The sequence below is a fragment of the Acinetobacter sp. YH12021 genome, assembly GCF_013420145.1.
In the GTDB taxonomy this organism is placed as follows: domain Bacteria; phylum Pseudomonadota; class Gammaproteobacteria; order Pseudomonadales; family Moraxellaceae; genus Acinetobacter; species Acinetobacter towneri.
This window is the reverse complement of sequence record NZ_VOYT01000014.1, coordinates 30437-55116: the sequence shown is the minus strand read 5'-3', so window position 1 is coordinate 55116 and position 24680 is coordinate 30437. Positions and strand designations below refer to the sequence as shown.

Annotated in this window: 24 protein-coding genes; 19 read left to right on the top strand and 5 right to left on the bottom strand. The window is 42.0% G+C overall.

Translation table 11 applies throughout. The features are described 5' to 3' along the window. Window positions 1–114 precede the first annotated feature (114 nt). From FTT91_RS10975 to FTT91_RS10920, 12 genes are all read left to right on the top strand, one after another. Window positions 115–741: a P-loop ATPase, Sll1717 family gene (locus tag FTT91_RS10975; protein WP_180169409.1), complete on the top strand. Its 627-nt coding sequence runs from the start codon at window positions 115–117 to the stop codon at window positions 739–741. A gap of 115 nt (window positions 742–856) precedes the next feature. Beyond that, window positions 857–1000: a zinc ribbon-containing protein gene (locus FTT91_RS10970; RefSeq protein ID WP_004972403.1), complete on the top strand. Its 144-nt coding sequence runs from the start codon at window positions 857–859 to the stop codon at window positions 998–1000. Between the two features lie 106 nt (window positions 1001–1106). After that, complete coding sequence (locus tag FTT91_RS10965; protein ID WP_180169408.1) at window positions 1107–1679, top strand: DUF4126 domain-containing protein; 573 nt, start codon at window positions 1107–1109, stop codon at window positions 1677–1679. Window positions 1680–2243: 564 nt separating this feature from the next. Next, complete coding sequence (locus tag FTT91_RS10960) at window positions 2244–2495, top strand: DUF6868 family protein (RefSeq protein WP_004972400.1); 252 nt, start codon at window positions 2244–2246, stop codon at window positions 2493–2495. Window positions 2496–2614: 119 nt separating this feature from the next. Further along, window positions 2615–3328 (top strand): SIMPL domain-containing protein, encoded by a 714-nt coding sequence (locus FTT91_RS10955; RefSeq protein ID WP_004972399.1) that lies wholly within the window; start codon window positions 2615–2617, stop codon window positions 3326–3328. Window positions 3329–3479: 151 nt separating this feature from the next. Further along, window positions 3480–4145: an RluA family pseudouridine synthase gene (locus tag FTT91_RS10950; RefSeq protein WP_104853295.1), complete on the top strand. Its 666-nt coding sequence runs from the start codon at window positions 3480–3482 to the stop codon at window positions 4143–4145. 281 nt (window positions 4146–4426) lie between these two features. Next, window positions 4427–5359, top strand: coding sequence for a DUF5660 family protein (locus FTT91_RS10945; RefSeq protein WP_180169407.1), 933 nt, complete (start codon window positions 4427–4429; stop codon window positions 5357–5359). A gap of 185 nt (window positions 5360–5544) precedes the next feature. Beyond that, window positions 5545–5922, top strand: a complete 378-nt coding sequence (locus FTT91_RS10940; protein ID WP_004972392.1) for a ribonuclease E inhibitor RraB — start codon at window positions 5545–5547, stop codon at window positions 5920–5922. A gap of 115 nt (window positions 5923–6037) precedes the next feature. Continuing rightward, window positions 6038–6403, top strand: a complete 366-nt coding sequence (locus FTT91_RS10935; protein ID WP_180169406.1) for a DUF488 domain-containing protein — start codon at window positions 6038–6040, stop codon at window positions 6401–6403. Window positions 6404–6496: 93 nt separating this feature from the next. Continuing rightward, complete coding sequence (locus FTT91_RS10930) at window positions 6497–6838, top strand: zinc ribbon domain-containing protein YjdM (protein ID WP_004972388.1); 342 nt, start codon at window positions 6497–6499, stop codon at window positions 6836–6838. Between the two features lie 240 nt (window positions 6839–7078). Then, window positions 7079–7420, top strand: coding sequence for a YegP family protein (locus FTT91_RS10925; protein ID WP_004972386.1), 342 nt, complete (start codon window positions 7079–7081; stop codon window positions 7418–7420). A gap of 146 nt (window positions 7421–7566) precedes the next feature. After that, on the top strand, window positions 7567–8634 hold the full coding sequence (locus FTT91_RS10920) for a DUF1176 domain-containing protein (protein WP_180169405.1): 1068 nt from the start codon (window positions 7567–7569) through the stop codon (window positions 8632–8634). Window positions 8635–8965: 331 nt separating this feature from the next. Here the strand turns inward: FTT91_RS10920 and FTT91_RS10915 are convergent, their stop codons facing one another. After that, on the bottom strand, window positions 8966–9901 hold the full coding sequence (locus FTT91_RS10915; RefSeq protein WP_180112135.1) for a tRNA-dihydrouridine synthase: 936 nt from the start codon (window positions 9899–9901) through the stop codon (window positions 8966–8968). A gap of 316 nt (window positions 9902–10217) precedes the next feature. Further along, window positions 10218–11027, bottom strand: coding sequence for an inner membrane protein YpjD (locus FTT91_RS10910; protein WP_004972376.1), 810 nt, complete (start codon window positions 11025–11027; stop codon window positions 10218–10220). 139 nt (window positions 11028–11166) lie between these two features. Here FTT91_RS10910 and ffh point away from each other — a divergent pair, with 139 nt between their 5' ends. After that, window positions 11167–12576: a signal recognition particle protein gene (ffh, locus tag FTT91_RS10905; protein WP_180169404.1), complete on the top strand. Its 1410-nt coding sequence runs from the start codon at window positions 11167–11169 to the stop codon at window positions 12574–12576. Between the two features lie 136 nt (window positions 12577–12712). Here the strand turns inward: ffh and FTT91_RS10900 are convergent, their stop codons facing one another. Next, window positions 12713–13453 (bottom strand): type III pantothenate kinase, encoded by a 741-nt coding sequence (locus FTT91_RS10900; protein WP_004972372.1) that lies wholly within the window; start codon window positions 13451–13453, stop codon window positions 12713–12715. Continuing rightward, window positions 13450–14217 carry a biotin--[acetyl-CoA-carboxylase] ligase gene (locus FTT91_RS10895; protein ID WP_004972369.1) on the bottom strand — a complete coding sequence of 256 codons (768 nt, stop codon included), beginning with the start codon at window positions 14215–14217 and terminating at the stop codon, window positions 13450–13452. The genes FTT91_RS10900 and FTT91_RS10895 overlap by 4 nt, the downstream gene beginning before the upstream one ends. 28 nt (window positions 14218–14245) lie before the next feature. Between FTT91_RS10895 and FTT91_RS10890 the strand changes: the two genes are divergently transcribed. The 5 genes from FTT91_RS10890 to ligA all read left to right on the top strand — a co-directional run bounded on the left by FTT91_RS10890 (window position 14246) and on the right by ligA (window position 22716). Beyond that, window positions 14246–15055 (top strand): sulfite exporter TauE/SafE family protein, encoded by an 810-nt coding sequence (locus FTT91_RS10890; RefSeq protein ID WP_004972366.1) that lies wholly within the window; start codon window positions 14246–14248, stop codon window positions 15053–15055. A 219-nt stretch (window positions 15056–15274) separates the two neighbouring features. Next, complete coding sequence (locus FTT91_RS10885) at window positions 15275–15970, top strand: GntR family transcriptional regulator (protein ID WP_004972365.1); 696 nt, start codon at window positions 15275–15277, stop codon at window positions 15968–15970. Between the two features lie 10 nt (window positions 15971–15980). Further along, entirely contained in the window at window positions 15981–19445 is a 3465-nt protein-coding gene (gene smc, locus FTT91_RS10880) for a chromosome segregation protein SMC (protein WP_180169403.1), read from the top strand. A gap of 1 nt (window position 19446) precedes the next feature. Continuing rightward, window positions 19447–20496 carry a cell division protein ZipA C-terminal FtsZ-binding domain-containing protein gene (locus FTT91_RS10875; RefSeq protein WP_179988528.1) on the top strand — a complete coding sequence of 350 codons (1050 nt, stop codon included), beginning with the start codon at window positions 19447–19449 and terminating at the stop codon, window positions 20494–20496. A 183-nt stretch (window positions 20497–20679) separates the two neighbouring features. Then, window positions 20680–22716, top strand: a complete 2037-nt coding sequence (gene ligA / locus FTT91_RS10870; protein ID WP_004972359.1) for an NAD-dependent DNA ligase LigA — start codon at window positions 20680–20682, stop codon at window positions 22714–22716. Between the two features lie 86 nt (window positions 22717–22802). Here ligA and FTT91_RS10865 read toward each other — a convergent pair whose 3' ends face one another. Then, window positions 22803–23864 carry an aldehyde reductase gene (locus tag FTT91_RS10865; protein ID WP_004972358.1) on the bottom strand — a complete coding sequence of 354 codons (1062 nt, stop codon included), beginning with the start codon at window positions 23862–23864 and terminating at the stop codon, window positions 22803–22805. A 324-nt stretch (window positions 23865–24188) separates the two neighbouring features. On the opposite strand from FTT91_RS10865, the gene bfr reads away from it, so the two are divergent. Continuing rightward, the gene (bfr, locus tag FTT91_RS10860; RefSeq protein WP_004972356.1) at window positions 24189–24653 is read left to right on the top strand and encodes a bacterioferritin; all 465 of its coding nucleotides are present in this window, start codon (window positions 24189–24191) and stop codon (window positions 24651–24653) included. Window positions 24654–24680 lie beyond the last annotated feature (27 nt).

The window sequence follows — 24680 nt, the reverse complement described above, 5'->3', positions numbered from 1 at the left end:
CGCGACTCATGAGTGCTCGGTTATATGCGGGCCAATTGGTTGTGCGGTAGATTTTGTGTGTAGGCTTCTTCATTTGAAAATTATATCGCTGAAAAAGCCTTTACAGATAGGTTTGTGCAACAAAGCCAAGCTAAATTAAAAGTTGAGCGTGATTATAATCAATTAATTGAGTTGGTCTTTGATAGTCCTATATATTGGAATGAAAAAAGTAATGCTCATATCTTTGATGCAATTAATGGCTTTTCAAATAAGAGACCAAGATGGATGCTTCAATTATGTCAGCTATCGGGTGAAAAAGCTTATAATGAAAGTAAGCTAAATAAAAAAGTTAAATTAGATCATTTTCAATATGCTTTGGAAGCTTTCGGAAGAAAAAGAAAAGATGATTTAATTAAGGAACATTCTCATCAATTTGAAGAGTTAAGCCAATTAATAGATGCTTTTAGAGCTATGGATAAGGAATTTAACTATTCGTATGTTATACAGGTAATTGAAAGAAAGTATATTAAGGGAAGAGAAAAATCAGAAATTCCTAAAATTGATGGTGTTGTTTATACTCATCCTGAAGAGTTAGCTGATTTTCTTTATAAAATTGGCATATTTTCTAGAATTCATAACGATCGTATAAAATTTACTCACTTTGTGGATGATCCAGATCTATTTAGATCAATAGAAAACCAGAATGATGAGATTAATTGGTCAATACATCTAGCTTATAGGGATTTTTTAAAAATCAGATAATTATAAAATTTAACTTCGCCCAACTGCCCTCATCACCTGTCAAAATGGACAATAGACAATCATCACAGAATAGATATACTGGATTGACCATTTCTAAACCACACGGAGAACAAAGATGGTAACTGCAGGTGATAAACCAGGAACAGGCTTCTATTTTTGTGTCCAATGCGGGCATCGCGTTTACTTAGAAATTGGTACAGACCGTCTACCACCGTGTACCAAATGCCATGGCACCCAATATAACAACAAGGTTGCCTAAGCTACACGACATAAAACAGCAGATCCTGTTTTAATCTAAAGCCCTATCACCCGATGGGGCTTTTTGCTATTTTAGCCATAGAAAACCCAAGGCAATGAGGTACAACATGGAAACAATACTCGGTTTATGTGTCGGCATTGGGCTAAGTGCTGCCAGTGGTTTTCGGGTTTTCGTACCTTTATTGGTTATGAGTGTTGCCGCGCTCATGGGTTGGTTTGAACCCTTAAAAGGTTTTGAATGGTTGGCGATGCCTGCTGTTTGTCTGGCTTTGACCGTGGCAACAATCAGTGAAATTGCTGCGTATTATGTACCGTGGGTTGATAACTTACTCGATACCGTTGCAACGCCTGCCGCCATGATTGCAGGTACACTCACCACAATGGCTGTAAGCAGTGGCGAAATGTCGCAATTTGCCAGTTGGGCTTCGGCCATTATTGTCGGTGGTGGAACAGCAGGTGTGGTGCAAATGAGTACAGTTGCGGCACGTGGTGTATCAACCGCAACCACAGGCGGTGTTGCAAATCCTGTGATTTCTACAGGAGAGTGGATTGGGGCTGCCGTACTTTCAGTGTTGTCCTTCATTGTGCCTGTATTGGTGGTTTTTGTGGTGCTCCTGACCTTAATTTGGGCAATTCGCTGGATTCGAGGAAAAAAGAAAGTTGTTGAATCCTTCACATAGGTTTGTGGTCAGTTTGAAAATATTTTAAAAATAAATGTGGTAATAAATTTAATATTTGAGCTTTATTTGATGATTTAAGTGCATAAAAAATGTCTATTTGGAAAATTTTTTAAAATATGACTTAAAAAGTGATAAAAATTTTAAAAATTAATCAAAATAAAATCATTTCGGGGAAACAATCCCATCCTCAAATCACTACTATATATCTCAAGGGTGTGATGGGGATCGAAAAGAGTAGATTGCTACCAGTTGCGTACAACGTGCGTGTAGTACTTACCCAAAAGGTCTCGATTCGGCTTAGGACGCTATAAACCAGAAGTTTATAGGCTATAAGATCATGGCTTATCCAGCATGATAGTTGAAGTAAACCACAGTTGTTTTCCCTAACACCCTAAAGAATATTGTTAAAAATATAAAAAACAAAACAAGATCAAGACAATAAAATCCAGACAAAATAAAAGCTTAAATGAATTTTAAACCATCTTTCTGCTACAAAACTCCCATCAAATTTTTCATTCAAATCTGTTAATTTGCAATAATCATCTACATCTAATTAGGTGTGATATGAGTGTTGATTACGATTTTTGGTGTCGTTTATTACTGACCTGCGCACTGATTAACTATGCCATTTTAATGCTGTGGTTTGTGGTGGTGATTTTCGCGCATGACTGGCTGCGACAGTTACATGGCAGATGGTTCAAATTGTCAGATGCAAGTTTTGATGCCATTCATTATGGCGGCATGGCAGTCTATAAAATTGGGGTATTGCTATTGAATATTGCGCCACTCATTGCGCTGTATATGATGCGACCTTAATTTAAAACTCTATAAACAAGCATCGAAAAGCATAGAAACAACCGCTTTAGACAGTACATTAAAAACACACGGTCATTGAAATAGAGGCGAAAAGCCCGCAATTTGAGGAGTTGGCAAACATGAATCAATTTAAACCTGCATTGATTTTAGGCGGTCTAATTTGTTTGGGAATGGTGCTCGCAGGTTGGATATTGGGCAATAGCGCACTCAAAATTAAACAATATGAGCGTGTGGTTTCAGTCAAAGGTTTGTCTGAACGTGAAGTAAAAGCCAATGTCGCGGTGTGGCCAATTCGTTTTAGTACCGCCAGTCAAGACTTGGCCGCGCTGTACGACACCATGCAAAGCCAAACATCCCAGATTCAAAACTTTTTAAAAAATGAAGGTTTTAGTCCTGAAGAAATCACCATTGCTGCTCCTGTAATTACCGATAAATACGCCCAGCAATATGGTGGCGATGGCAATGTTGCTTTGCGTTATACCGCACATCAAACCATTACGGTCTATACCAAAAATATTGATAAAGTGCGCAGCGCACAAAGCCGTTTGGTCGATTTAGGCAAAAATGGAATTGCCTTTGGTGGTGAAGACTACGGGCAACGTACCGAATATTTATATACACAACTAAATGACATTAAACCTGCCATGATTGAGCAAGCCACACAAAATGCCCGCAGTGTTGCAGAAAAATTTGCCGCAGATTCTGACAGTCGTCTAGGTAAAATTAAATCAGCCAATCAGGGTGTATTTAGTATTGAAGATCGTGACAGCAACACGCCATATTTGAAAAAAGTACGTGTGGTGTCTACGGTAGAATACTATTTAGCAGACTAAGTTTCGCAGACTAAGTTTGACAGATTAAGCTTGGCAGACTCAGCCAATTTAAAATCTAAATCTTTACACTAAAAAGTACATCGCCCGACTGAATTGACAGTTCGGGCTGTGCTTGATATTTTGCCCGCACCGCTTTGTATGCTGTATGTTCATGGCTTTAAACGACAACTTTATTTATGCACCTCCACAAGATCCCTTAGTAATTGTCTATGAAGATGACGATTTATTGGTGATTGATAAGCCCGCAGGTTTATTGTCGGTGCCTGGGCGTTTGCCCGAACATCAGGACAGCGCATATTTAAGAGTACTCGCAGATTATCCTCAGGCAAAAATTGCCCATCGTTTAGATATGGCGACCTCAGGCATTCTCATGTTCGCCAAGCATCGTGATGCAGAAGTCGCATTGAGTAAAATGTTTCAGGCGCGAACAGTAGAAAAAAACTACATTGCTTTAATTCAAGGCAAACTTGAAGGTGAGGGCAGTGTCGATGTGCCTTTAATTACCGATTGGGAAAACCGTCCACGCCAAATTGTGCATTTCGATTTAGGCAAGCCTGCGCAAACGCTGTATCAGGCTTTGGAATATTGTGCGGTTGAAGATATTACCCGTGTATTGCTCACCCCGATTACAGGGCGCTCACATCAGTTACGAGTACACATGCAATATATTGGACATCCCATTACAGGCGATAAGTTATATCATCCTGAACCGAAAAAAAGCACTTTAGGTCGGATGGCGCTGCATGCTAGTTATTTGGCTTTTACGCAACCGTTAAGCCAAATTCCTGTTGCAATTCGGGCACAGCTTCCTTTTTAGAGATTTTTGGATTCAATTTTTCTAACAGGCGCATATTTTTCAATTTTTTTGTGAAAATACTCAAAAATTGGGATAGTCTTCGTGCCGCTAACTCGCTAACGTATCCTTAGAGCTGTCGTTATTCATTTGCCTTGGCATAAATAAAGGATGTGAATAACTCGCTGTTTTAAAACTTTGTGTTTTTGAGTGTGGTGGGCTGTCAAAGCGGGTTAGAAAGCGTCTTTAAAAACTGAAGATGGTTTTTCAAAATATGGCAGACCAATGCGGGTGGGAGAAGTTATATGCTGTATATATTGGGTGCAATCATTATTGTTTTGGTGGTGATTATTTTTTGGCAATCTCAGCGCCGCCGTGAGTTGTCTGCCAGCATTCAATCTTTACAAAGCAATTTAGACCGCACTCGCTCCAATTTGGCGTCTGATGAGTTGGAAAGTAATGAATTAGAGCATCAGCTGACTGTGCTACGCATCGAAATAGGCAGTTTAAAAGATCGTTTAGAAACCTTGCAGCACTATCAACATATTTTAGACGTTGAGCAATATGTATTAGAACGTCGTCAACAAGTAGAAATGTTTGTAGAAATGATTAAATCCGAAGCGGAAAATACGCGGGAGCAGTGCAAGCAACAAGTTGAAAAAGTCCGAGATTTTTTAGCCGAGCATGAGCAAAAAACCAAAGCCAAAACGCTTAAAACAGCACAAGATCAATTGGGTGCTTTTTATAACTTGGTTGAAGAACGTCAGCAACTCGAACAGATTATGACCGCGCTGTATCATAAAATTGAACATCATACGCCTGCTTTTCAGTTGCCTGCACAGCAGCTATTGGATGATCTGATTGAAGGTTATGGCTATAGTGATGCAGCACAACACCTGCAGCAAGTACGACACAAGATTCAAGATGCGGTCAAAAATCAAGAAGTTGCGCATTGTGCTTTTGTCGATGAGCAACGCCGTCTAGCGGCAGTGACTTTGCTGGCTCAAGCATTTAATAGTAAAGCAGATTTATATTTGGCGCAGCTGACTGAACATAATCTGGCTGAATCGCTTCAAGCTTTGCAGGATGATTTTACTTTGCTGAATCATTATGCGGCTGCATTTGGACACGCAAAAATTCTAGACTCTTACTTAACACTTCGACAAGAAGAATTAAAGTTTGCTGCTTTACTGTTGGCATTTAAACAGGAAAGCATCTTGTCAGATGCCACAAATTAAACTGGCTGCAAATGCTTAAAGCAATTGTAGTGTCATGTAAAAGCAAGCTTCTGGGTAATTCAGACTAAAGTCAGTGTAAAACGAGATGAAAATTGAGTCCTTCGGGCAAATTTGTGCTATGTTGAATTCACTATTTTGTCACTTGCCAGATATATATTGGCTAAAAAGATAACAAGGATATTCGCATGACACGTGACTATGAGCAATTCCCTGATGATGATAATGGCAATGTACTTTGGCAAATGCATGAAGATGGGGATGACCTGACAGAGCCACATGAGATTGAGTACTCCATCGCTTTTACCACACAAGAACAAGCTGAAAAATGTGCTTTGTATTTGTTGGCCGAAGAACAAAAAATTTCATTATTCCAAGATGAAGAATCTGACGCAGTTGAATGGATCATTACCATTTATGTTTACATGGAACCAGAGTATTCAGACATTGTCGATTTAGAGCAATGGTTCAGCAAAATTGCTGAAGAACATGGCGGTGAATACGATGGCTGGGGCTGTATGGCTTACGTCTACGATGATGAAGACGAAGACGATTACGAAGATTAAATCGGGTATCTGAAAAGCATGTGTTGATCACATGCTTTTTTATTTGTGATACATAATCTGCTGCCTAAAACTTTGGCGCTGATGACGTCATCATAAAAGATGCAGAGGTGCAAATATGGATATTGCAATGAAACGCGCTTATCTTGAAGCGACTCAGGCAGATGGAACACGGGTGCTGGTTGATCGCTTATGGCCGCGTGGTGTGAGTAAAGAACGCGCTCGTATTGACTTATGGCCCAAAGAAATTACGCCTTCGACTGGGCTGCGTAAATGGTATCATCAAAACCCTGAACAACATTGGGATGAGTTTCAGCAGCGTTATATAGCTGAATTAGAAGAGCAAGAAGAGGCTTTACAGGCGTTGTGTGAACTGGCACAGCAGCAAAAAATCACTCTGGTCACAGCAGCTAAAGATGAGCAGCACAATCATGTAGTGGTATTAAAACGCGTGATGCTGCAACGCTTAGCACAGTCCAATTAAAGAGTTTTATTTGATTATCCTTGTGCTTTATAAGGATTTTAAGTTTATGAAAATTCAGTAAAAAATGCTATAATATAGTTTTTGAGGTTTTTTATGTCTTTGCCAAATTGCCCAAAATGCCAATCAGAATACACTTACCAAGATGGCGACCTACTGATTTGTCCTGAATGCTCACATGAGTGGAAAGAAGGGGAACAGCTAGAAGAAACTGCTGCTGTGATTAAAGATGCAAACGGCAACGTGTTGGCAGATGGCGACACGGTAACTGTAATTAAAGACCTGAAAATTAAAGGTTCTTCGGCTGCTGTAAAAGTGGGAACGAAAGTGAAAAATATTCGCTTAATTCCAGATGCAGCAGATGGTCATGACATTGATTGTAAGATTGATGGCATGGGGGCTATGAAATTAAAATCTGAATATGTGAAAAAAGCTTAAGTTTAAGCAGATTTCAACAGCGCAGGCGACTTGAGTTGCCTGCGCTTTTTTATGGAGTTTATAAAAGTATTTTAGTATTCAAATTGAGCAACAATAACTTTAAGAGTGTACAAAATTAATACTGTTTTCTTGTGCCTAAGTCCTTTATATTTTAAGTGAAAAGAATAATTTTTAGGCAGTTTAAAGCCTAGCATCATTCAACAACACACTTCACCACTCATAAGAAAACTGGGGGCAAGTATGTCAGGATGGTTTGAGATTTCACAAGCAAGCAATGGTCAGTACCGCTTTGTACTTAAAGCTGGGAATGGCGAAATTATCTTAACCAGTGAACAGTATAAGGCGAAAGCATCGGCAAAAAATGGCATCGCTTCGGTACAAAAGAACAGTCAGGATGATGGGCGTTATGATCGACTGACATCTAAGAATGATAAGCCGTATTTTAATTTAAAAGCTGCCAACCATCAGATTATTGGTACGAGTCAGCTCTATACTTCTGAACAATCACGTGACAAAGGAATTGAGTCAGTGAAAACCAATGGCGCAAGCACCACGGTCAAGGATTTAACACAGGAATCGTAATTTTTTACATTAAATCTTGATGTTCAATTGCATTAGAAAAGCATACTCTGGCGTGCTTTTTTATTGAGCTGAGTAGGCAAGGTGCTAAATTTAGCTTTGATTGAGCCGTTGAATTATAGATGACCATTTCAGGAGTTGCGAAGATTATGAATTTCAGATGCAATCTAAAAATATTGCTGGCGATCAGTGGTTTATTCGGTAGTGTTGGTATTTTTGCAGCACCGATCACTGCTGAAAAAACGATTGCTTCAAGCCAGTCGACTGCTTTGCAAGGACTGTATTTTCAGCATCAAGATTGGGAGTTGGCCTGTGATAATACAGGAACCTGCCGTGCCGCAGGCTACCAAAGCGATGATGATTTTGAACAACCGATCAGTATGTTATTGACCCGTCAAGCAGGTGCAAAGAGTGCTGTACAAGGGCAATTGCAAATTCAAGAAGATATTGCTCAAGCGACTTTATTTTTAAATGGACGCACTTTGCAACAATTAAACTTTCATGAAAGTATCGCCAATTTATCTGCTGCCAGTGTGCAAAAGCTGTTGGCGCAGGCGCGTCAGCATGTCGTGATCGAGTTAAAACATGGTCAACAACGCTGGAAATTGTCTGATGCAGGCATGAGTGCAGTGTTGCTAAAAATGGATGAATTTCAAAAACGTGTGGGTACAGACTCCGCAATATTGGCAAAAGGCAATCAAGCATCCACGCAGGTCTTAAAAGCGCAAGCGATGCCTAAAATTAACATTCTCATGCAGCCTCAACACCGAACCGCCAAAGCACAGGTGCTTACCGCGGCCAGTGCAGAAAAGTTATATCCAATTTTACAAAAAACCGTAGATCGTGAAGATTGTTATATGCTGTTTGAACCTGAACAAGCAGAACAGCAGATTCATACTTATCTCTTAAATCAAGATAGCGTGTTGGTTGAGGCAAGCTGTTGGCGAGGGGCTTATAATTGGGGTGTGGCTTATTGGGTTATGGATAAAAAACTGCAAAAGATACAGCAATTTGTAACTGATTCTGCTTCAGAATTTAGCAATGGACAGATTTTTGCCTATCAAAAAGGGCGTGGAATTGGCGATTGTTTCAGTCAAATTGAGTGGGCGTGGAATGGTCAGCAGTTTGTCAAAAGCTATCAATTCGATGCAGGACAATGCAAAGGTTTTGCAGGCAGTGCATGGGAAATGCCAAGCTTTGTCAGCAAGGTTGAATAGCCGATATTCACTAGGGGCTTTTGACATTTCATAAATGGCTTGCGCTGTAGGCTAAAACTGAGCAGATCAGGCATGAAACGCAAGTAATAGCGAGACTATTGCTAAGTTTCATAACACAATCTGAGAAAGTTTTAGCCACAGCCTTTCAGGGCGAGCATATTTTTTGCTGCTATTGCGTTATGTGCCAGTCATTTAGAATGACTAAATTTCCTGTCCCATGCCTTATATCAGCTAAAAAATATGCATCGCCGCAAACATAGACGAATTGTCAGCAGACCCTAATAAAAGCTGAAATTTTTTAGATGAAGCTTGAGTTTGATGGATTCAATGTTTAAGTCGTGTGCGCGACTAATTTTTCAATGATTTCATCCAGCTTTTTCAGACGCTTGATTTCATCCCACAAAGCTTTGGCTTCGGGATAATGTTTCGACATCATGCCGAGCCATTGTTTATAACGTCCCAGCATCCCAATTTCTGTTTTGGCAGGGCCGTGAATAAAGCGAATTTGTAGTTGCAGCAAATCTTGCCAACTCAGCAAAGGCAGGTCTGAATTTTGACGAATACATTGGGTCAAGTCTGGGGTGGTGACCGCACCACGACCAATCATCAAATCTTCACAGCCCGATTCTAACTGGCATTGTTTGGCATCGGTATTGTTCCAAATTTCACCATTGGCGATGACGTTAATCTTCAAGGCTTCACGAATAGGACGTAGCTGATCCCAAAATGCGGGAGGCGTATAGCCATCGGCTTTGGTACGTGCATGTACTGTAACCCATGCTGCGCCTGCATCTTCAATGGCGTGCGCATTTTCTAGCATGAAGTTCCGATCCATATAGCCTAGACGCATTTTGGCGGAAACTGGAATATGAGCAGGAACGGCATCGCGAACCGCTTTAACCAGTTCATATACTACTTCGGGTTCATCGAGTAAAACTGAACCGCCACGATGCCGATTGACTGTTTTGGCAGGGCAGCCAAAGTTCATATCAATTGCAGGTGCACCCATAGCCGCAACTTTGGCTGCATTGGCGGCTAACATTTCAGGATTATTCCCCAAAAACTGAACATGCACAGGCGTACCTGCCGCAGTTTTGCCATTGGTGAGTAGTTCTGGGCAATAGGTGTGGTAGATATGGTCTGGCAAAATGCTGTCTGTGACCCGAATAAACTCTGTTACACACCAGTCAAAACTGCCTACAGACGTGATTACATCACGCATGATGGGGTCGGTTAAGCCTTCCATGGGTGCAAGAATCAGTTTCACAAGATGCTGCCAGTTCAAACAAAAGTGGAGTTATACGTTTTTTTCTGTGGGTTGTCTAGGAAAAGGGTTTTGAATTGAAGTGGTTGTAGCTAAGGTTCTGGTATTTAAGCTGTTTTATTTGACACAGTGATCTGTATCTCAAGTTTTATCTAGTCCATGCAGTTGATGTGCATCCTAGACTAGATCTTTTAATTGAGTTCTTACATCGTTAGAAATCATTTAAATGATTGGCTTAATTTAAACAGCCCATTCCCCCTCGACTATGCTATTAAATAATTGATCATCCTACACTTTGAATGAGCAAAATAAAAACACCTTACTTACTCAAAATCATTTCCAACACAAATTTAGAACCAATAAAACCGAGCGCCAATAAAAAGAAGCCAATAATGGTAAAGCGAATCGCTTTTTGTCCACGCCAGCCAAACTTATAACGCCCAAGTAACAACGACCCATAGACAAACCAAGAAATAATACTAAAGGCAGTTTTATGTGCTAAATGCTGTGCAAAGAAATGTTCTACCGTAAAGAAACCAAAACCTAGTGCGACTGTGAGTAAGGCAAAACCTGCAATCAACATATCAAACAGCAAAGATTCCATATCTTGCAAAGACGGCAGCAAATTTACCCAAACCCGACGTTTTTGTTTGTTTTTCAGTTCGCGGTTTTGAAACCACATGAGCACGGCATGAATGGTCGCCATCAACAATACGGCATAAGCAGACAGCGATAAAATAATATGAATATCTAAACCAATCGAGTTTTGGTTAATAAATAAATTATGTTGGCTGAATGAAAAACCTGCAATTAAACCCACTGCTGCTACAGGAATACCAATCAAATTTAGCGCAATTACAGGTCGGTAACTGCTGAACAGCAAGCTCAATAACAACATTAAACCCGCAGTAAATGACATTAGGTTAAACACGTTGTAGTTGACACCCATCGGCGTCCACATATCGTTATACAACACGGCAGCATGCAGCAATAAGCCCAAACTGAGCAGAGAACGAATAAACCAGTGATTTGGCGCACGTTTAGACATTAAATGTGAAAATAAATACCAAAAAGAACTGGTATAAGCGATTAATGCTAAAATCGTATAAACCAAGGGGAGACTGATCATGTCAAACCTTTTTCAGGATGATGAATATTCATTTATATAAATTCGATGCGAACTACAGTATCCTATAGCATCTTGTGCATAAATTTTCTATTTTAAAGAAACATTTTTTTGCTAATGGCTATTTTAAGCGGAATTTGCAATGTTTGATACCTTAACAGAACGACTCACGCAGAGTTTAAGAAATGTTACTGGCTCAGGGCAGCTAACCGAAGACAATATTAAAGATACGTTGCGTGAAGTACGTATGGCACTTCTTGAAGCCGATGTGGCGTTACCTGTAACTCGTGAATTCATCGCGAAAGTTAAGGAAGAGGCATTGGGTCAGGAAGTGATGACTCAGTTATCCCCTGGTCAGGCGTTCGTCAAAATTGTCTATGACGAACTCACAAAAATGATGGGCGAGGCCAATGAAAGCCTTGACCTTGCTGCCAAGCCACCGGTTGTGGTGTTATTGGCAGGTTTGCAGGGTGCGGGTAAAACCACCACTGCAGCAAAATTGGCACGTTTCTTACAAGAACGTCAAAAGAAAAAAGTGGCGATGGTGTCTGCCGACGTTTACCGTCCTGCGGCAATTAAACAGCTACAAACGGTTGCAGGCGAAGTTGGCGCAATTTTCTTTGACTCAAATGCCAATGAAAACCCTGTCGATATTGCCAACCGTGCCATCGAACAGGCAAAAATTCAGTTTGCTGATGTGTTAATTGTCGATACTGCAGGTCGTTTGCACGTCGATGACGACATGATGGAGGAAATCAAGGCATTACATTCAGCGATTAAACCGACTGAAACCTTGTTCGTGGTCGATGCCATGACGGGTCAGGATGCGGCAAATACAGCCAAAGCCTTTAATGATGCCTTGCCATTAACGGGTGTAATCCTTACCAAAACTGATGGTGATGCGCGCGGTGGTGCAGCACTTTCAGTTCGTGCGATTACAGGTAAACCGATTAAATTCTTGGGGATGGGTGAAAAACTCGATGCCCTAGAGCCATTCCACCCAGAACGTGTTGCACAACGCATTTTGGGCATGGGTGACGTGCTGTCTTTGGTCGAAGAAGTTGAACGTAAAATCGACAAAGAAAAAGCCGAAAAAATGGCGAAAAAACTGCAAAAAGGCGGCAGCTTCAACTTTGAAGATATGCTGATGCAGTTTGAACAAATGAATAAAATGGGCGGCATGATGGGCTTCTTAGACAAGTTGCCTGGCATGAGCAACTCAGGTATTCAAGATGCAATTGCGCAAGCCAATCCTGAAAAGCAAGTGAAAAAGATGGAAGCGATTATCCAGTCGATGACCATCAAAGAGCGTCGTAACCCAGACCTGATGAATCCAAGCCGTAAAAAACGTATTGCTGCGGGTTGTGGTATGGATGTGTCAGAAGTGAATAAGTTGATCAAGCAACATGCACAAATGGCAAAAATGATGAAAAAATTTGCCAATCCATCGGGCATGGCAAAAATGATGCGTTCACTGGGCGGTTTACAAAAGCAATTCAGTGGCGGCGGTATGGGGCCATTGTTTGGTGGCAACGACCCAACCAAGAAATAATTGTTAAAAACATCTTAGAATCAAAGTGTTAAAAAAGCAGGCGCATAAAAATGCGCCTGCTTTTTTGTTGTTCTTTATTCGTAGATGACAGCTACACCGAAAGATTTATCAGCGTAGATGGAGCAATGTTTGGTTTTTAGTGCACTTCATGGGTTGCATATTGAATATAACGCTGCAAACCTTTGAGCAATAAATCTTGCTCGACTTGCGGTTGATATTGCTGCAAGAATTTGGCAAACAGCGGTGCATCGCCACCCGTTAAAATCAGTTTACGTGGTGACTGTCGAATTACATGCTCAATGGTGCTGAGCAAGCCGAGTAAAATACCATGATGAACAGCATCAATGGTGCTGCGTCCTGGGGTGAGTTCATCAAATGCAGCATCGGGAATTTTAATGCCTTTGGTGTTTTGAATCAGTGCATCACGTTGCAAATATAAGTTCGGTAAAATATAGCCGCCTAAATGCGTCAGTCCATCCGCCAAATCAATAGTCAGCGCCGTACCACAACTAATGACACAATAATTTTCTTGTGGGTCATTTGCCACGGCAAGCACTTGCAGCCAGCGATCTATCCCCAGTTGTTGAATATCATATTCACAATGCAAACCTGCATAATCTGCATGCACTTTGGCATAAATTACAGGCACATTCAGGGTTTTTAAAATCAAGTGAATGCGTTGATTATTCTTCTGATCTTGTACCGATGACACGCCTACTTTATGCACATTCAGACTTTTAAAGTGTTGAATCAAACCCAGCAACAAATCGGCAGGAGATTGCAAATGCAATTCTGCTTCATGTTCGATGATGCGGTCTTGTTCGGTGACCCAATATTTCAGGCGGGTGTTACCAATATCTAGCCATAAATTTTTCATGAAGATGACTCGGCATGATCGATAGGGCGTAAACGTCCCTGATAAAAAACTTCAAGCCCTTGTGCCGTTTCAATTTGCACTGCACCATCATCCTGAATGCCTAAAAAAGTACCCTGACAAGTACCTTTAAAATGTTCAAATTCAACTTGTTGTTGCATAAATGCGGCATGATGATTGAAGCGAGATGCCAAATTATAGCAATCGTGATTAAACCAGTCGCAGGCTTGTTGAATGGCAAGATAAAGCTCTGCGATCAGGCGCACACGATCAATAGATACCAAACCCAGTTCGGTTAAAGATGTGGTTTTTTGATCAATAACTGCTGAGCTGACAGGTGCAAGATTAAGCCCAACCCCAACAATGACTTGCTGTGCAGAAATTGGCTCAATTAAGATGCCGCCCCATTTGCCTTGCGGGCTGTATAAGTCATTTGGCCATTTTACTTGTAGATTCAGCGCCTGTAGACTCGGCATTTGCAAGATATTTAACGCAATTTCTAAAGCCAAACGCCCATTTACAGGTGTTCGTAAATTTAGCAATGTGCTTAAATAGATGTTCCCTTCGGGTGATACCCATTGCCGTTGACGTTGTCCTCGACCATGCGTTTGTCTGGTACTGCATACCAAGACACTCTGCACACCTTTTTGTGCAATTTCCCGTACATCATCATTGGTGGAAGTGGTAATCGGCTTCAGGATGAGTACTTCTGGAAGCTGTCCTGCTTCTGTGAGTTGTTGTTGCAGTTGTCGGGTTTCTACATCCATACGAATTTACAAATAGTGGAATATATTTATGGAGTTAATCATATATTTATTGATTGGTGCAATTGCTGGATTTGCAGCAGGGCTGTTTGGCGTGGGCGGCGGCTTAATTATTGTGCCAATTTTATATATTGTGTTCACTCAACTCAATTATGACCCATCGGTGTTAATGCACATGGCGGTGGGGACATCATTGGCAACCATTATTGTAACTTCGATCAGCTCAGTTACGGCACACCATAAAAAAGGTGCGGTGATGTGGCCTGTATTTCGTAATCTTGCGCCTGGTTTAATTGTGGGTGCATTTGTTGGTGCAGGTATTGCCGATTTCCTTTCGGGGCAAGGCTTACAATTATTAATTGGCGGTTTTGCACTGTGGGTGGCTTTTAAGATGTTTAGAGGCGCAAATATTGCGGTTGATCCTTCACATCATTTGCCTTCAACTGCAAAGCAAGTCATGGCGGGCGGTGGGATTGGCATTGCCTCTGCAATTTTTGGGATTGGCGGTGGCAGTTTAACAGTGCCGTACTTAAACCGTTACGGCGTGGTCATGCAAAAAGCGGTAGCAACCTCAGCCGCTTGTGGTTTGCCAATTGCGGTGGCGGGCGCATTAGGCTTTATGTGGTTTGGTAAGCAAGCCGAAGTTGCAGTACCCAATACCATTGGTTATATCCACATTTATGCATTTATAGGCATTAGTGTGATGAGCTTTATTACTGCCAAAGTTGGTGCGAAAGTGGCACATTTGTTATCGCCAGCGATGTTGAAAAAATGTTTTGCCTGCTTGCTGACCACCGTTGGCTGTTATTTTGTATATCAGGGTATGCGAGTATTTTTCTAAGTTGAGTCGCTATTTTCTTTGTTTTAAGCCATGTAAAATTGGCTCTAGCGCCATGAAATTGTCGGACAATGTCATGGCGTTGTGATCTGTTTCGCAGTAAAAAGAAAGATGCTTGTATCGGAGCTATGCTTGCAGTCGAAGGATGATCCTGAGATGTCTTAAATGAGAGTAGCTCCGAATTTTCATCACTGCATCTTATAAAAACAAGATAGGAACAGTATGCAACAACAAGAATCAGAAAGTTTATCGGAACAAATTGCCCGACACATCGCAGAACAGATTATTAGCGGTGATTTGGTTGAAGGTGAGCGTATTCAGGAATTGCGCATCGCCAAAGAACTGGACGTGAGTCGTGGTTCGGTACGTGAAGCGCTGTTGTTATTGCAACGTACTCATCTGATTGAAATTTTTCCACGTCGTGGTGCAATTGTGTCGGAAATGTCGGCACAGCAAGTCCGAGCTTTGTTTGACAGCAGCAGTTTGTTATTGGGTTATATTGTGCAGCGTATTGCGGACACGTGGCGAATGCATGAAGCCGAAGCCTTACAACAACTTTTGCTGCAACTGGCAGAGCAATGTCGCTTGGGCAATACTGAAAAGTTTTATGATTTAATTTTTCAATATCTGGCACGGCAGCCTGATATGGTGGGAAATTTATATTTAATGAAGTTCTATCAAGAGTTATTGCCATCGTTAAGACGCAGTTACTTTTTGACCTTAAATACTTCGCGTCGGGAGTTACAAGAATCTTTTGAATTATTTAAACTGGTGAGTGATGCAATTTTAAGCAGAAAATCACAACAAGCCACTTTATTTATGGAAGATTTTTGCCGACACTTGCGCAACTTGGTGTTGGAATCTCTGACCCGTATGAAACAGATCGAGCTTGCATGGGCAAGACGTTCACGCCGTTAATTGGGACATTATGCGTTTAAGCAGTTTAAAACTTTCTGGCTTCAAATCTTTTGCCGACAGTACGACCTTACATTTTAAAGCCAACCGTACCGCTGTGGTGGGGCCGAATGGTTGTGGTAAATCCAATGTGATTGACGCCATTCGTTGGGTGATGGGCGAATCTAGTGCGCGCCAGTTGCGTGGCGGCAGTATGCAGGATGTAATTTTCACAGGAACTGCCAAACGCAAACCTGTAGGTGTAGCCAGTGTTGAACTGCGTTTTGACAATACCTATGGCAAATTGGGCGGTGCTTATAACGCCTATAATGAACTGTCGGTACGTCGGCAGGTCAACCGTGATGGTAAGTCTGAATATTTTTTAAATGGAACCAAGTGTCGTCGTCGTGACATCACCGATATTTTTCTGGGTACAGGTTTAGGCCCGCGTTCTTATGCAATTATTGAACAGGGCATGATTAATCGTTTGGTTGATGCTAAACCTGAAGAAATGCGGGTGTTTATTGAAGAAGCGGCAGGCGTGTCACGTTATCAGGCGCGTCGTCGTGAAACCATGCTGCATTTGGATCACACCACGCAGAATCTGGCGCGTTTGGAAGATATTGCTTCAGAACTAAAATCGCAATTAAAAACCTTAAAACGTCAGTCAGAAACAGCAATTCAATACAAAGCGCTTGAGAGCGAAATTCGCACCATTAAAGTCGAAGTGTTGTCTTTTCAGTGTGAACAAAGTGCACGTTTACAGCAAGAATATACCCTGAGTATGAATGAGTTAGGGGAAAGTTTTAAATTGGTGCGCTCTGAGCTGACCACTTTGGAACATGACTTAACTGCGACTAGTGAGTTGTTTCAGCGTTTGATTCAGCAATCGACACCGCTACAGCAAGAATGGCAACAGGCAGAAAAGAAACTGGCTGAACTGAAAATGACTTTGGAACAAAAACAAAGTTTGTTTCAGCAAAATACCGCGACTTTATCGCAGCTTGAACAACAAAAAGCACAAACCAAAGAGCGTTTGCAGTTGATTGAATTGCAGCTAGAGAGTTTGGTCGATCAGCAAGAAAACCAACAGGAAAATCTACAGCAGCAAGATCATTTGGCGCAGCAGCAGAGCCAGCAATTTCAGGATTTAAAAGCACAGCAACAAACCCAAGCTGCACAATATGCCCAAGTCAAAGCGCAAGTAGAACAGCAACAACAAAAGCATGTGCACATGCAGGCGCAAAGTGAGCAGTTAGCCAAAAATATCAGCCGTATTGAACAGCAAAAACAAACCCTGACACAGCAGTTTGCACAAATTCAGCCGCAAGATCAGCAAGAGAGAATGCAACAACTGCAAGACGAAAAGACCCGCTTGCAGGCTGAAATGCTAACACTAGAACAGAGTATTCAAGACAGCACTCAGCAACTCGCCACGTTGCAGACCAACTATAATGAGCACAAAGCACAGTGTGCGACCTTAAAATCTGAGATTCAGATTTTGCAGTCAGAACAGAAAAACCTCAATCAATTGCTCATTAAGCAAAGTCCAAAAGCCCAAACCGATGTGGTGCAGTTGATGCAAGTATTACAACTTGCAGATGTGGCGAAACCACATGCCAATTTAATTGAAAAGTTCTTGGCTAAATGGTTATCTGCGCAGGTGGTAGAAGCAGATATTGAATTTCAGGACAGCCGCGCACGTCAGCTAAAAATTCATTTGGCTGTAGATTCAAAAACATCAAAAATACAGCTTTCGGGGTGTGAGTCGCTCAGTGACTGGATTGCATCACCGCAAAGTAGCTTGTGGCAAAGTGTCGCAATTACAGAAAGTTTATCGCAGGCTTTGGCATTGCAAGTGCAATTACAAGCAGGGCAGTCTATCCTTAGTTTAGATGGTTATCATGTGGGAGCAGACTGGGTAATCGGGCTGTTTTATGATGAAGCGGCACAGGCAGGGCAAGGGGCATTAAGCCATCGGATTCGCTTGGATGAAATTGAACAGGCGTTGGCGTTGCAACTGCCACAATATGAGCAAGCAGAACAGCAACTGCCTGAATTGCAGCAACAGGTAAAACAGTTGCAGCAGCAATTGCAGCAACAACAGCAACAGCTCAAACAGCAACAACAAGCCTTGCAAACGCTAGATGTGCAAATGGCGAAAGCCGAAAGTGCGGCACAGGCTTTTGCAGTACAGCAACAGCAATTACAGCATCAATTGGCACAATTAGATGAGCAGCTTGAAGAAGATGCCATGCAAAAAGATGATCTGGAAATTGATTTGCATGCTTTGGCTTTTAAACTTGAGCAAGCCTTACCGCAGTATAAAATCTTGCAATTTCAGGTCGAGCAGCTGAATGAGCAGCTGGATAGTTCACAGCAACAGTTTCAGCAGCAGCAACAAGAAGTGGATCTGTTACGTCGTCAAGCGGTACAAACTCAGCAGCAAATTGAACTGTTAGAAAAAGATGCCACTTTCTTAAAAGCACAATATCAACAAATTGTGGCGCAAATGGAACAAGCCAAAAAGTTTGTCGATCCTGTTCAGTTGGAATTGCCTGACTTGGAAACTCAGTTTTCAGAGCAGCAGCAGCAGACTGAAAAGCTGCAAAAAACTTGGCAGGAATGGCAAGTGGAATTGAACAGTGTGCAGTCCAAACAGCAGCAACTGACCGAGCAACGGCAGCAGCAACAGCAGCAAGATGAACAATTACGTGCCAAACTCGAAGAAAAGCGCTTGGCATGGCAATCGGCAAAGTCGGACTATCAGCATTATTCTGAACAGTTAAAAGATTTAAACAGCGAGATCATCACAGGTTTACAGATTGATGTCACTGCGCATCAACAAAAACTGGCGAAAGCACAGCAACAGTTTGATAAATTGGGTGCGGTCAATTTGGCGGCTTCGGAAGAATATGAAGAAGTATCTGCCCGTTTTGCAGAATTAAGCCATCAAATTGAAGACTTGGAAAATACCGTTTCTCAGTTGCAGGCGGCAATGAAAAGTATTGATCAGGAAACTCGTAAACTGTTTATGAACACTTTTGATCAGGTGAATACCGAATTGCAGGAGCTGTTTCCTAAAGTCTTTAATGGCGGTGAAGCGAGTCTGAGCTTGGAAGATGACTGGCAATCTGGGGTGAAATTGATGGCGCGTCCACCGGGTAAGCGCAACAGTTCTTTGGCCTTACTTTCAGGGGGTGAAAAAGCACTGACAGCTTTGGCTTTGGTTTTTGCAATCTTCCGTTTAAACCCAGCGCCATTTTGCGTACTCGATGAAGTTGATGCACCGTTAGATGATGCTAACGTGGGGCGCTTTTGTAATTTAGTAAAAGAACTTTCTGAACAAGTGCAATTCATTTACATTACACATAATAAACTTGCTATGACGATGGCAACCGACCTCTTAGGTGTAACCATGCCTGAACCGGGAACCTCAAAATTAGTAACCGTAAATTTAGAAGAAGCCGCAGAATACGGCCTAGTCGCGGAGGCATAATATGGAAATCACCACAATCGTTGGAATTGTCATCGCTATTGTGATCATGGCGTTTGGTTTGAAAATGATTCTAAAAAAACCTGTAGATTCAGCGCCATCCTTAGATTCGGAACTGCAATTTAATGCAGAAAGCCAAAAACCGATTATTCCACGCCATGTACGTGACCAATTGCAAAGCGACGCTACGCCACCGCGTGTGGAGCCGACTTTAACGGTAGATGAAGTTACGCAAGATGCGCCTGCCAAGTCTGAACCACAGGCTTTAACGGATGATGTCGTGGCTTCTTCAAGCACAGAAACTGACAAAGTTGAACCGAGTTTGCAGGCAAATACAGAAAATTCTGAGCTTGATCCATCCACAACGATATCGAAGTCTGAAGTTGCACAAGACACGCCAAGCCCGACAGCGACAACTTCAGAATATTCATTATCGGATGAAATTCAGCAAGTGATTGTAGAAACTGAACCGAATGCGCAGACTGTCGAGCAAAACAAAGCTTCGACTGAATACAGTCTGAATCAACACATTGAAACTGCCGAAATTTCAGAATTTAATGAAGAAAGCAGCATTTTAGATTCGCATTTGCATGAACAAAAAATCATGGATGAAGAAAGTGCCTTGGCAACCGCTGAATCTTTTATCGCGCTGAATGTCTTCCCTGAACGTCGCATACTTTCGGGCGATAAAGCCTTAAAAGTCTTGATGAAATATGGTTTACGTTTCGGTGAAATGTCATGTTTCCATCGCTATAACGAAGATGGCACTAAATTATTATTTTCAGTTTTACAAATTAATGATGAAGGCGCAGATGGTTTTGATTTAGAAACTTTATCGAGCGAACAAGTTAAAGGTTTAGCGTTCTTCCTCGCTTTGCCGCACAGCGATGTGCAAAATGCCTTTGATACCATGGTCAGCATTTCAGGACTGATTGCACGTGAAATTGATGGAACGGTCTATGACCAAAACCATTTAGAGTTTACTCCACAATTACGTGAACACTGGCGTCATCAGGCGATAGATTATCGTGCTGGTCAGGCAAGTCATGTCTAGAATTGCGATCTCGTACTGGGTATAAGCTACGTCAAGTGTTTGGCAAATGAACTGAGTGCAGTAGGATAAATTGCAACTTTGCAGCCGCATTTTTATAATGTGCGCAGCAATACAAGCTGTAGCATGCGCTACATAGAAAAAATGGAGGGCGGAACAAGACCGCCCTTTTTTATGGTGGAAAATATGTCTGTAGATTTAACCGTCGTGGCGCAAATGCGTCAATTGATTCAACTGCTTGCCAAGCACAATCATGCCTATTATGTGATGGATCAACCGACAATTGCAGACAGTGAATATGATCAGCTTTTCCATCAACTAAAAGCGTTGGAACAACAGTATCCAGATTTAGTTCAACCCGATACACCGACCAATAAAGTCGGTGGCACACCTTTGGCAAAGTTCACCACGGTTACACATGCTGTGCCAATGTTGTCTTTAGGCAATGTGTTTAATCAGGAAGAATTATTTGCCTTTGCAAGACGTGTCGAAGAGCGTTTGCCCAACCAAAATATTGAATACGATGTCGAACTCAAATTTGATGGTTTGGCGATTTCACTTTGGTATGAACATGGTGTTTTAGTGCGTGGTGTGACCCGTGGTGATGGGGAAACAGGGGAAGACATTACCCACAACGTCAAAACTATCCGCAATTTACCGAAAGTTTTGAGTGCGACAGAAACGGCTATTCCTGAATTTTTGGAAGTGCGTGGTGAAGTGTTGATGCCAAAACTTGGTTTTGAAAAACTCAATGCGGCCAATACAGCCAAAGGTGAAAAAACCTTTGCCAATCCACGCAATGCAGCAGCAGGCAGTTTGCGTCAGTTAGACCCGAATATTGCGGCTTCACGTCCTTTAGCATTCTATGCTTATGGCATTGCGCAATGTGTGCCGCCTCATGGACAAAGCACCATGTCCGACAGTTTGGCATGGTTGGGGCAGTTTGGTTTTGAAATTGGCGAACGTCATTTTGTCTGCAAGAGCATTCAAGATGTTCAGGCGGCCTATGAGCAAATTAACCTTGAGCGTCCGAATTTAAGCGTTGAAATTGATGGCATGGTGGTCAAGGTCAATGACTTGAAACAGCAACAGCAATTGGGCTTTTTAAGTCGTGAGCCGCGCTGGGCGACTGCCTATAAATTCCCTGCAGTTGCCGCTTTAACCACCATTGAAAATATTGATTGGCAAGTGGGGCGCACAGGTACGTTGACGCCTGTGGCACGTTTAAACCCCGTTGCGGTAGGTGGTGTGACGGTATCCAATGTTACTTTGCATAATATTGGTGAAATTCACCGTTTGGATGTGCGTTTAGGCGATACGGTCAGTGTTTACCGTAGTGGTGATGTGATTCCCAAAGTTGAAAAAGTCTGGCCTGAATTTCGCCTTGCCGATGCGCAAGAAGTGCATTTACCTGAACAATGCCCTGTGTGTGATTCGCCTGTGGTGATGCCTGAAGGTGAGGCTTTGGCGCGTTGTTCAGGCGGTTTGTATTGTGCGGCACAGCGTATTGAAGCGATTCGTCATTTTGTGTCACGTAAAGCCATGGATATTGAAGGTTTGGGTGATCGTTGGGTGGAGTCATTACTGCATCTGAACTTGCTACAAAATGTGGCTGATATTTATCATTTACACGAACACCGCGACACTTTGCTCGGCATTGAAAAAATGGGTGAGAAGTCGGTTCAAAACTTGATTGACTCGATTGAAAACAGCAAAAAAACTACTTTGGCTGCGTTTATTTATGCCTTGGGAATTCGTGGTGTGGGCGAAACCACCGCGCGGATGCTTGCCAATACTTTTCAGACTTTAGAGGCTTTGCGTGAAGCTGATTTAGAAGCGTTAAAGAAAACTCCAGATGTGGGAGATATTACGGCAGAATGGATTTTGGACTTTTTCCAAGCGCCGCATAATTTAGAAGTGTTGGATCGTTTATTAGCTGCAGGCATTCATTGGGATGCTCCGATTGCACCGACACGTCAGCCTTTGAATGGTGAAAGTTGGGTGATTACAGGGACGTTGAGCCAAATGGGACGCGATGAAGCGACTCAGTTGTTGCAGGCTTTGGGTGCACGGGTGAGTGGTAGTGTTTCGGGTAAAACCAAATGTGTCGTGGCGGGTGAGAAAGCTGGCTCAAAGCTGGAAAAAGCCGAGAAGTTGGGTGTGCAGGTCATGAATGAAGCTGAGTTTATTCAGCTGATGCAGGAATATGGTGTGCTTGAATAAGCATCATCCTACATTTTATCCACTAATAGGTACAAAGGCACTTCAACGATGAAGTGCCTTGGTTTTTACTGAGAGAAGTCGAAGGTTTAACGTTTCTTCACAATGCCATCATCAATGAGTTGCTGAAAATGTTCGACTAGACTGGTTTCAATATTGCGGTAGTGCATACCCAATTCACGCTGACTTTTTTCCGCATTAAAATAAATTGGGTAGCCCATATTCAGTTCCACAAATTTACGGGAAAAACCAAGTAGAGGGCCAAAGGCTTTAAAGGCAAATTTAGGTAACTGATTGCGTGGGAAAGGGTATTTACGTCCAAAGTGCTGCGCTAAAATTTTGCCCATTTCCAATAAGCTGAGTGTGCCACCGCTAATAATATAGCGACCTTCAGCAGCAGGGTTGAATGCGGCCTGAATGTGAGCATCGGCAACATCACGCACATCGACAATGCCATTCCACATAGCAGGGACACCTGCCAAGGTCATACCGTTGGCAAACTGCAATAACACTTCCACGCTGCCCGATTGGGTGTTTTTGGTCAACGATGGGCCAAGCACCAAAGCAGGGTTGATACAGACCAAATCCCAGCGGTTTTGTGCCTTTGCCATTTCCCAAGCTTTGCGTTCAGCTGCCACTTTTGAATAAGGATAAGGCTGATGCTCAGGGCTGCTGCTAGTATTCCAGTGACTTTCATCAAAGCGATTATTGGCCGTATTTAAAATATCAATCGCATCGCCATAGGTTGCAGCAATACTTGAAGTCACCACTACACGCTTTACCGATGCAGTACGATTAACGCTGTTTAATACATTTTCGGTGCCTATGACGGCAGGTTCAATAATGTCTTTAACTGCATCTTTATAATTGGTGACCACAAAAGGCGAGGCCATGTGCAGCACGATTTCACAACCTTGCATGGCGGCATCAAAAGCACCTTCTTCAAGTAAGTTGGCTTGGAATAATTGTAAGTTGCCTGTGCTTTTTGCCGCGATATCAGTCAGATGTTGAAAACTGTGGGTTTTATTCAGATCACGCACCGTCGCGTGTACGGTATGTCCTTGTTCAAGCAGGTTTTTAATGACCCAACTGGCAATATAGCCTGTTGCGCCTGTGACTAAAATGGGTGCAGATGTATTTAGATTTGTCATTATTTTAAGAAAGTGATGGAACTCGTGACTATCATAAAGCAGCTGGGTTTTAAAATCCGCTTTTTAGGCGTTTTTTACGATACTTGAGCGTCAAAGTATGGTTTCTTTCAATATTTACAAAATGATGCAAAATCATTGTATTGTCATTTTTAAAGCTAAGTTTTGCCAAGCAGTTGTTTTATATATGGGAATTTTTAAGTTATATTGCAAATGCGTATGTTTCTCATTTTAATTTTATAAAAATCATGGGTTTACAATAATTAACTTTTGCAATTTTGCCTGAATGTGTCCATAATGACTGGATTAAGAAAGGGAGTACAGCAAATGCGTGGCAATCCAGAAGTCGTAGACTATTTAAATATGTTGATTGGTGGCGAACTGGCTGCTCGCGATCAATACCTGATTCATTCGCGTATGTATGAAGATTGGGGTTTAAGCAAAATTTTTGAGCGCATTGACCATGAAATGCAGGAAGAAGCGCAGCATGCCGATGCTTTAATTCGTCGTGTATTGTTCCTTGAAGGCACTCCAAATATGCAGCGCGATGACATCGACGTGGGTGAAGATGTGGTGTCTTGCTTAAAAGCCGATTTAAAACTGGAATACGAAGTACGTGAAAAATTGGCGCAAGGCGTAAAATTGTGTGAAGAAAAAGGCGATTATGTCAGCCGTGATATGTTGCGTCAGCAAATGACCGACACAGAAGAAGATCATACGTACTGGTTGGAAAAACAATTACGTTTAATTGAATTGATTGGTTTACAAAACTACATTCAATCGCAAATGTAATCTGATCAAAGCAAAATAGACCAAAAC

What these genes read in the sequence shown, in the direction of transcription:
- FTT91_RS10970 (WP_004972403.1), top strand. Translation starts at nt 857, where the DNA reads ATGGTAACTGCAGGTGATAAACCAGGAACAGGCTTCTATTTTTGTGTC.
- FTT91_RS10965 (WP_180169408.1), top strand. Translation starts at nt 1,107, where the DNA reads ATGGAAACAATACTCGGTTTATGTGTCGGCATTGGGCTAAGTGCTGCC.
- FTT91_RS10960 (WP_004972400.1), top strand. Translation starts at nt 2,244, where the DNA reads ATGAGTGTTGATTACGATTTTTGGTGTCGTTTATTACTGACCTGCGCA.
- FTT91_RS10955 (WP_004972399.1), top strand. Translation starts at nt 2,615, where the DNA reads ATGAATCAATTTAAACCTGCATTGATTTTAGGCGGTCTAATTTGTTTG.
- FTT91_RS10950 (WP_104853295.1), top strand. Translation starts at nt 3,480, where the DNA reads ATGGCTTTAAACGACAACTTTATTTATGCACCTCCACAAGATCCCTTA.
- FTT91_RS10945 (WP_180169407.1), top strand. Translation starts at nt 4,427, where the DNA reads ATGCTGTATATATTGGGTGCAATCATTATTGTTTTGGTGGTGATTATT.
- FTT91_RS10940 (WP_004972392.1), top strand. Translation starts at nt 5,545, where the DNA reads ATGACACGTGACTATGAGCAATTCCCTGATGATGATAATGGCAATGTA.
- FTT91_RS10935 (WP_180169406.1), top strand. Translation starts at nt 6,038, where the DNA reads ATGGATATTGCAATGAAACGCGCTTATCTTGAAGCGACTCAGGCAGAT.
- FTT91_RS10930 (WP_004972388.1), top strand. Translation starts at nt 6,497, where the DNA reads ATGTCTTTGCCAAATTGCCCAAAATGCCAATCAGAATACACTTACCAA.
- FTT91_RS10925 (WP_004972386.1), top strand. Translation starts at nt 7,079, where the DNA reads ATGTCAGGATGGTTTGAGATTTCACAAGCAAGCAATGGTCAGTACCGC.
- FTT91_RS10920 (WP_180169405.1), top strand. Translation starts at nt 7,567, where the DNA reads ATGAATTTCAGATGCAATCTAAAAATATTGCTGGCGATCAGTGGTTTA.
- FTT91_RS10910 (WP_004972376.1), bottom strand. Translation starts at nt 11,027, where the DNA reads ATGATCAGTCTCCCCTTGGTTTATACGATTTTAGCATTAATCGCTTAT.
- ffh (WP_180169404.1), top strand. Translation starts at nt 11,167, where the DNA reads ATGTTTGATACCTTAACAGAACGACTCACGCAGAGTTTAAGAAATGTT.
- FTT91_RS10900 (WP_004972372.1), bottom strand. Translation starts at nt 13,453, where the DNA reads ATGAAAAATTTATGGCTAGATATTGGTAACACCCGCCTGAAATATTGG.
- FTT91_RS10895 (WP_004972369.1), bottom strand. Translation starts at nt 14,217, where the DNA reads ATGGATGTAGAAACCCGACAACTGCAACAACAACTCACAGAAGCAGGA.
- FTT91_RS10890 (WP_004972366.1), top strand. Translation starts at nt 14,246, where the DNA reads ATGGAGTTAATCATATATTTATTGATTGGTGCAATTGCTGGATTTGCA.
- FTT91_RS10885 (WP_004972365.1), top strand. Translation starts at nt 15,275, where the DNA reads ATGCAACAACAAGAATCAGAAAGTTTATCGGAACAAATTGCCCGACAC.
- smc (WP_180169403.1), top strand. Translation starts at nt 15,981, where the DNA reads ATGCGTTTAAGCAGTTTAAAACTTTCTGGCTTCAAATCTTTTGCCGAC.
- FTT91_RS10875 (WP_179988528.1), top strand. Translation starts at nt 19,447, where the DNA reads ATGGAAATCACCACAATCGTTGGAATTGTCATCGCTATTGTGATCATG.
- ligA (WP_004972359.1), top strand. Translation starts at nt 20,680, where the DNA reads ATGTCTGTAGATTTAACCGTCGTGGCGCAAATGCGTCAATTGATTCAA.
- FTT91_RS10865 (WP_004972358.1), bottom strand. Translation starts at nt 23,864, where the DNA reads ATGACAAATCTAAATACATCTGCACCCATTTTAGTCACAGGCGCAACA.
- bfr (WP_004972356.1), top strand. Translation starts at nt 24,189, where the DNA reads ATGCGTGGCAATCCAGAAGTCGTAGACTATTTAAATATGTTGATTGGT.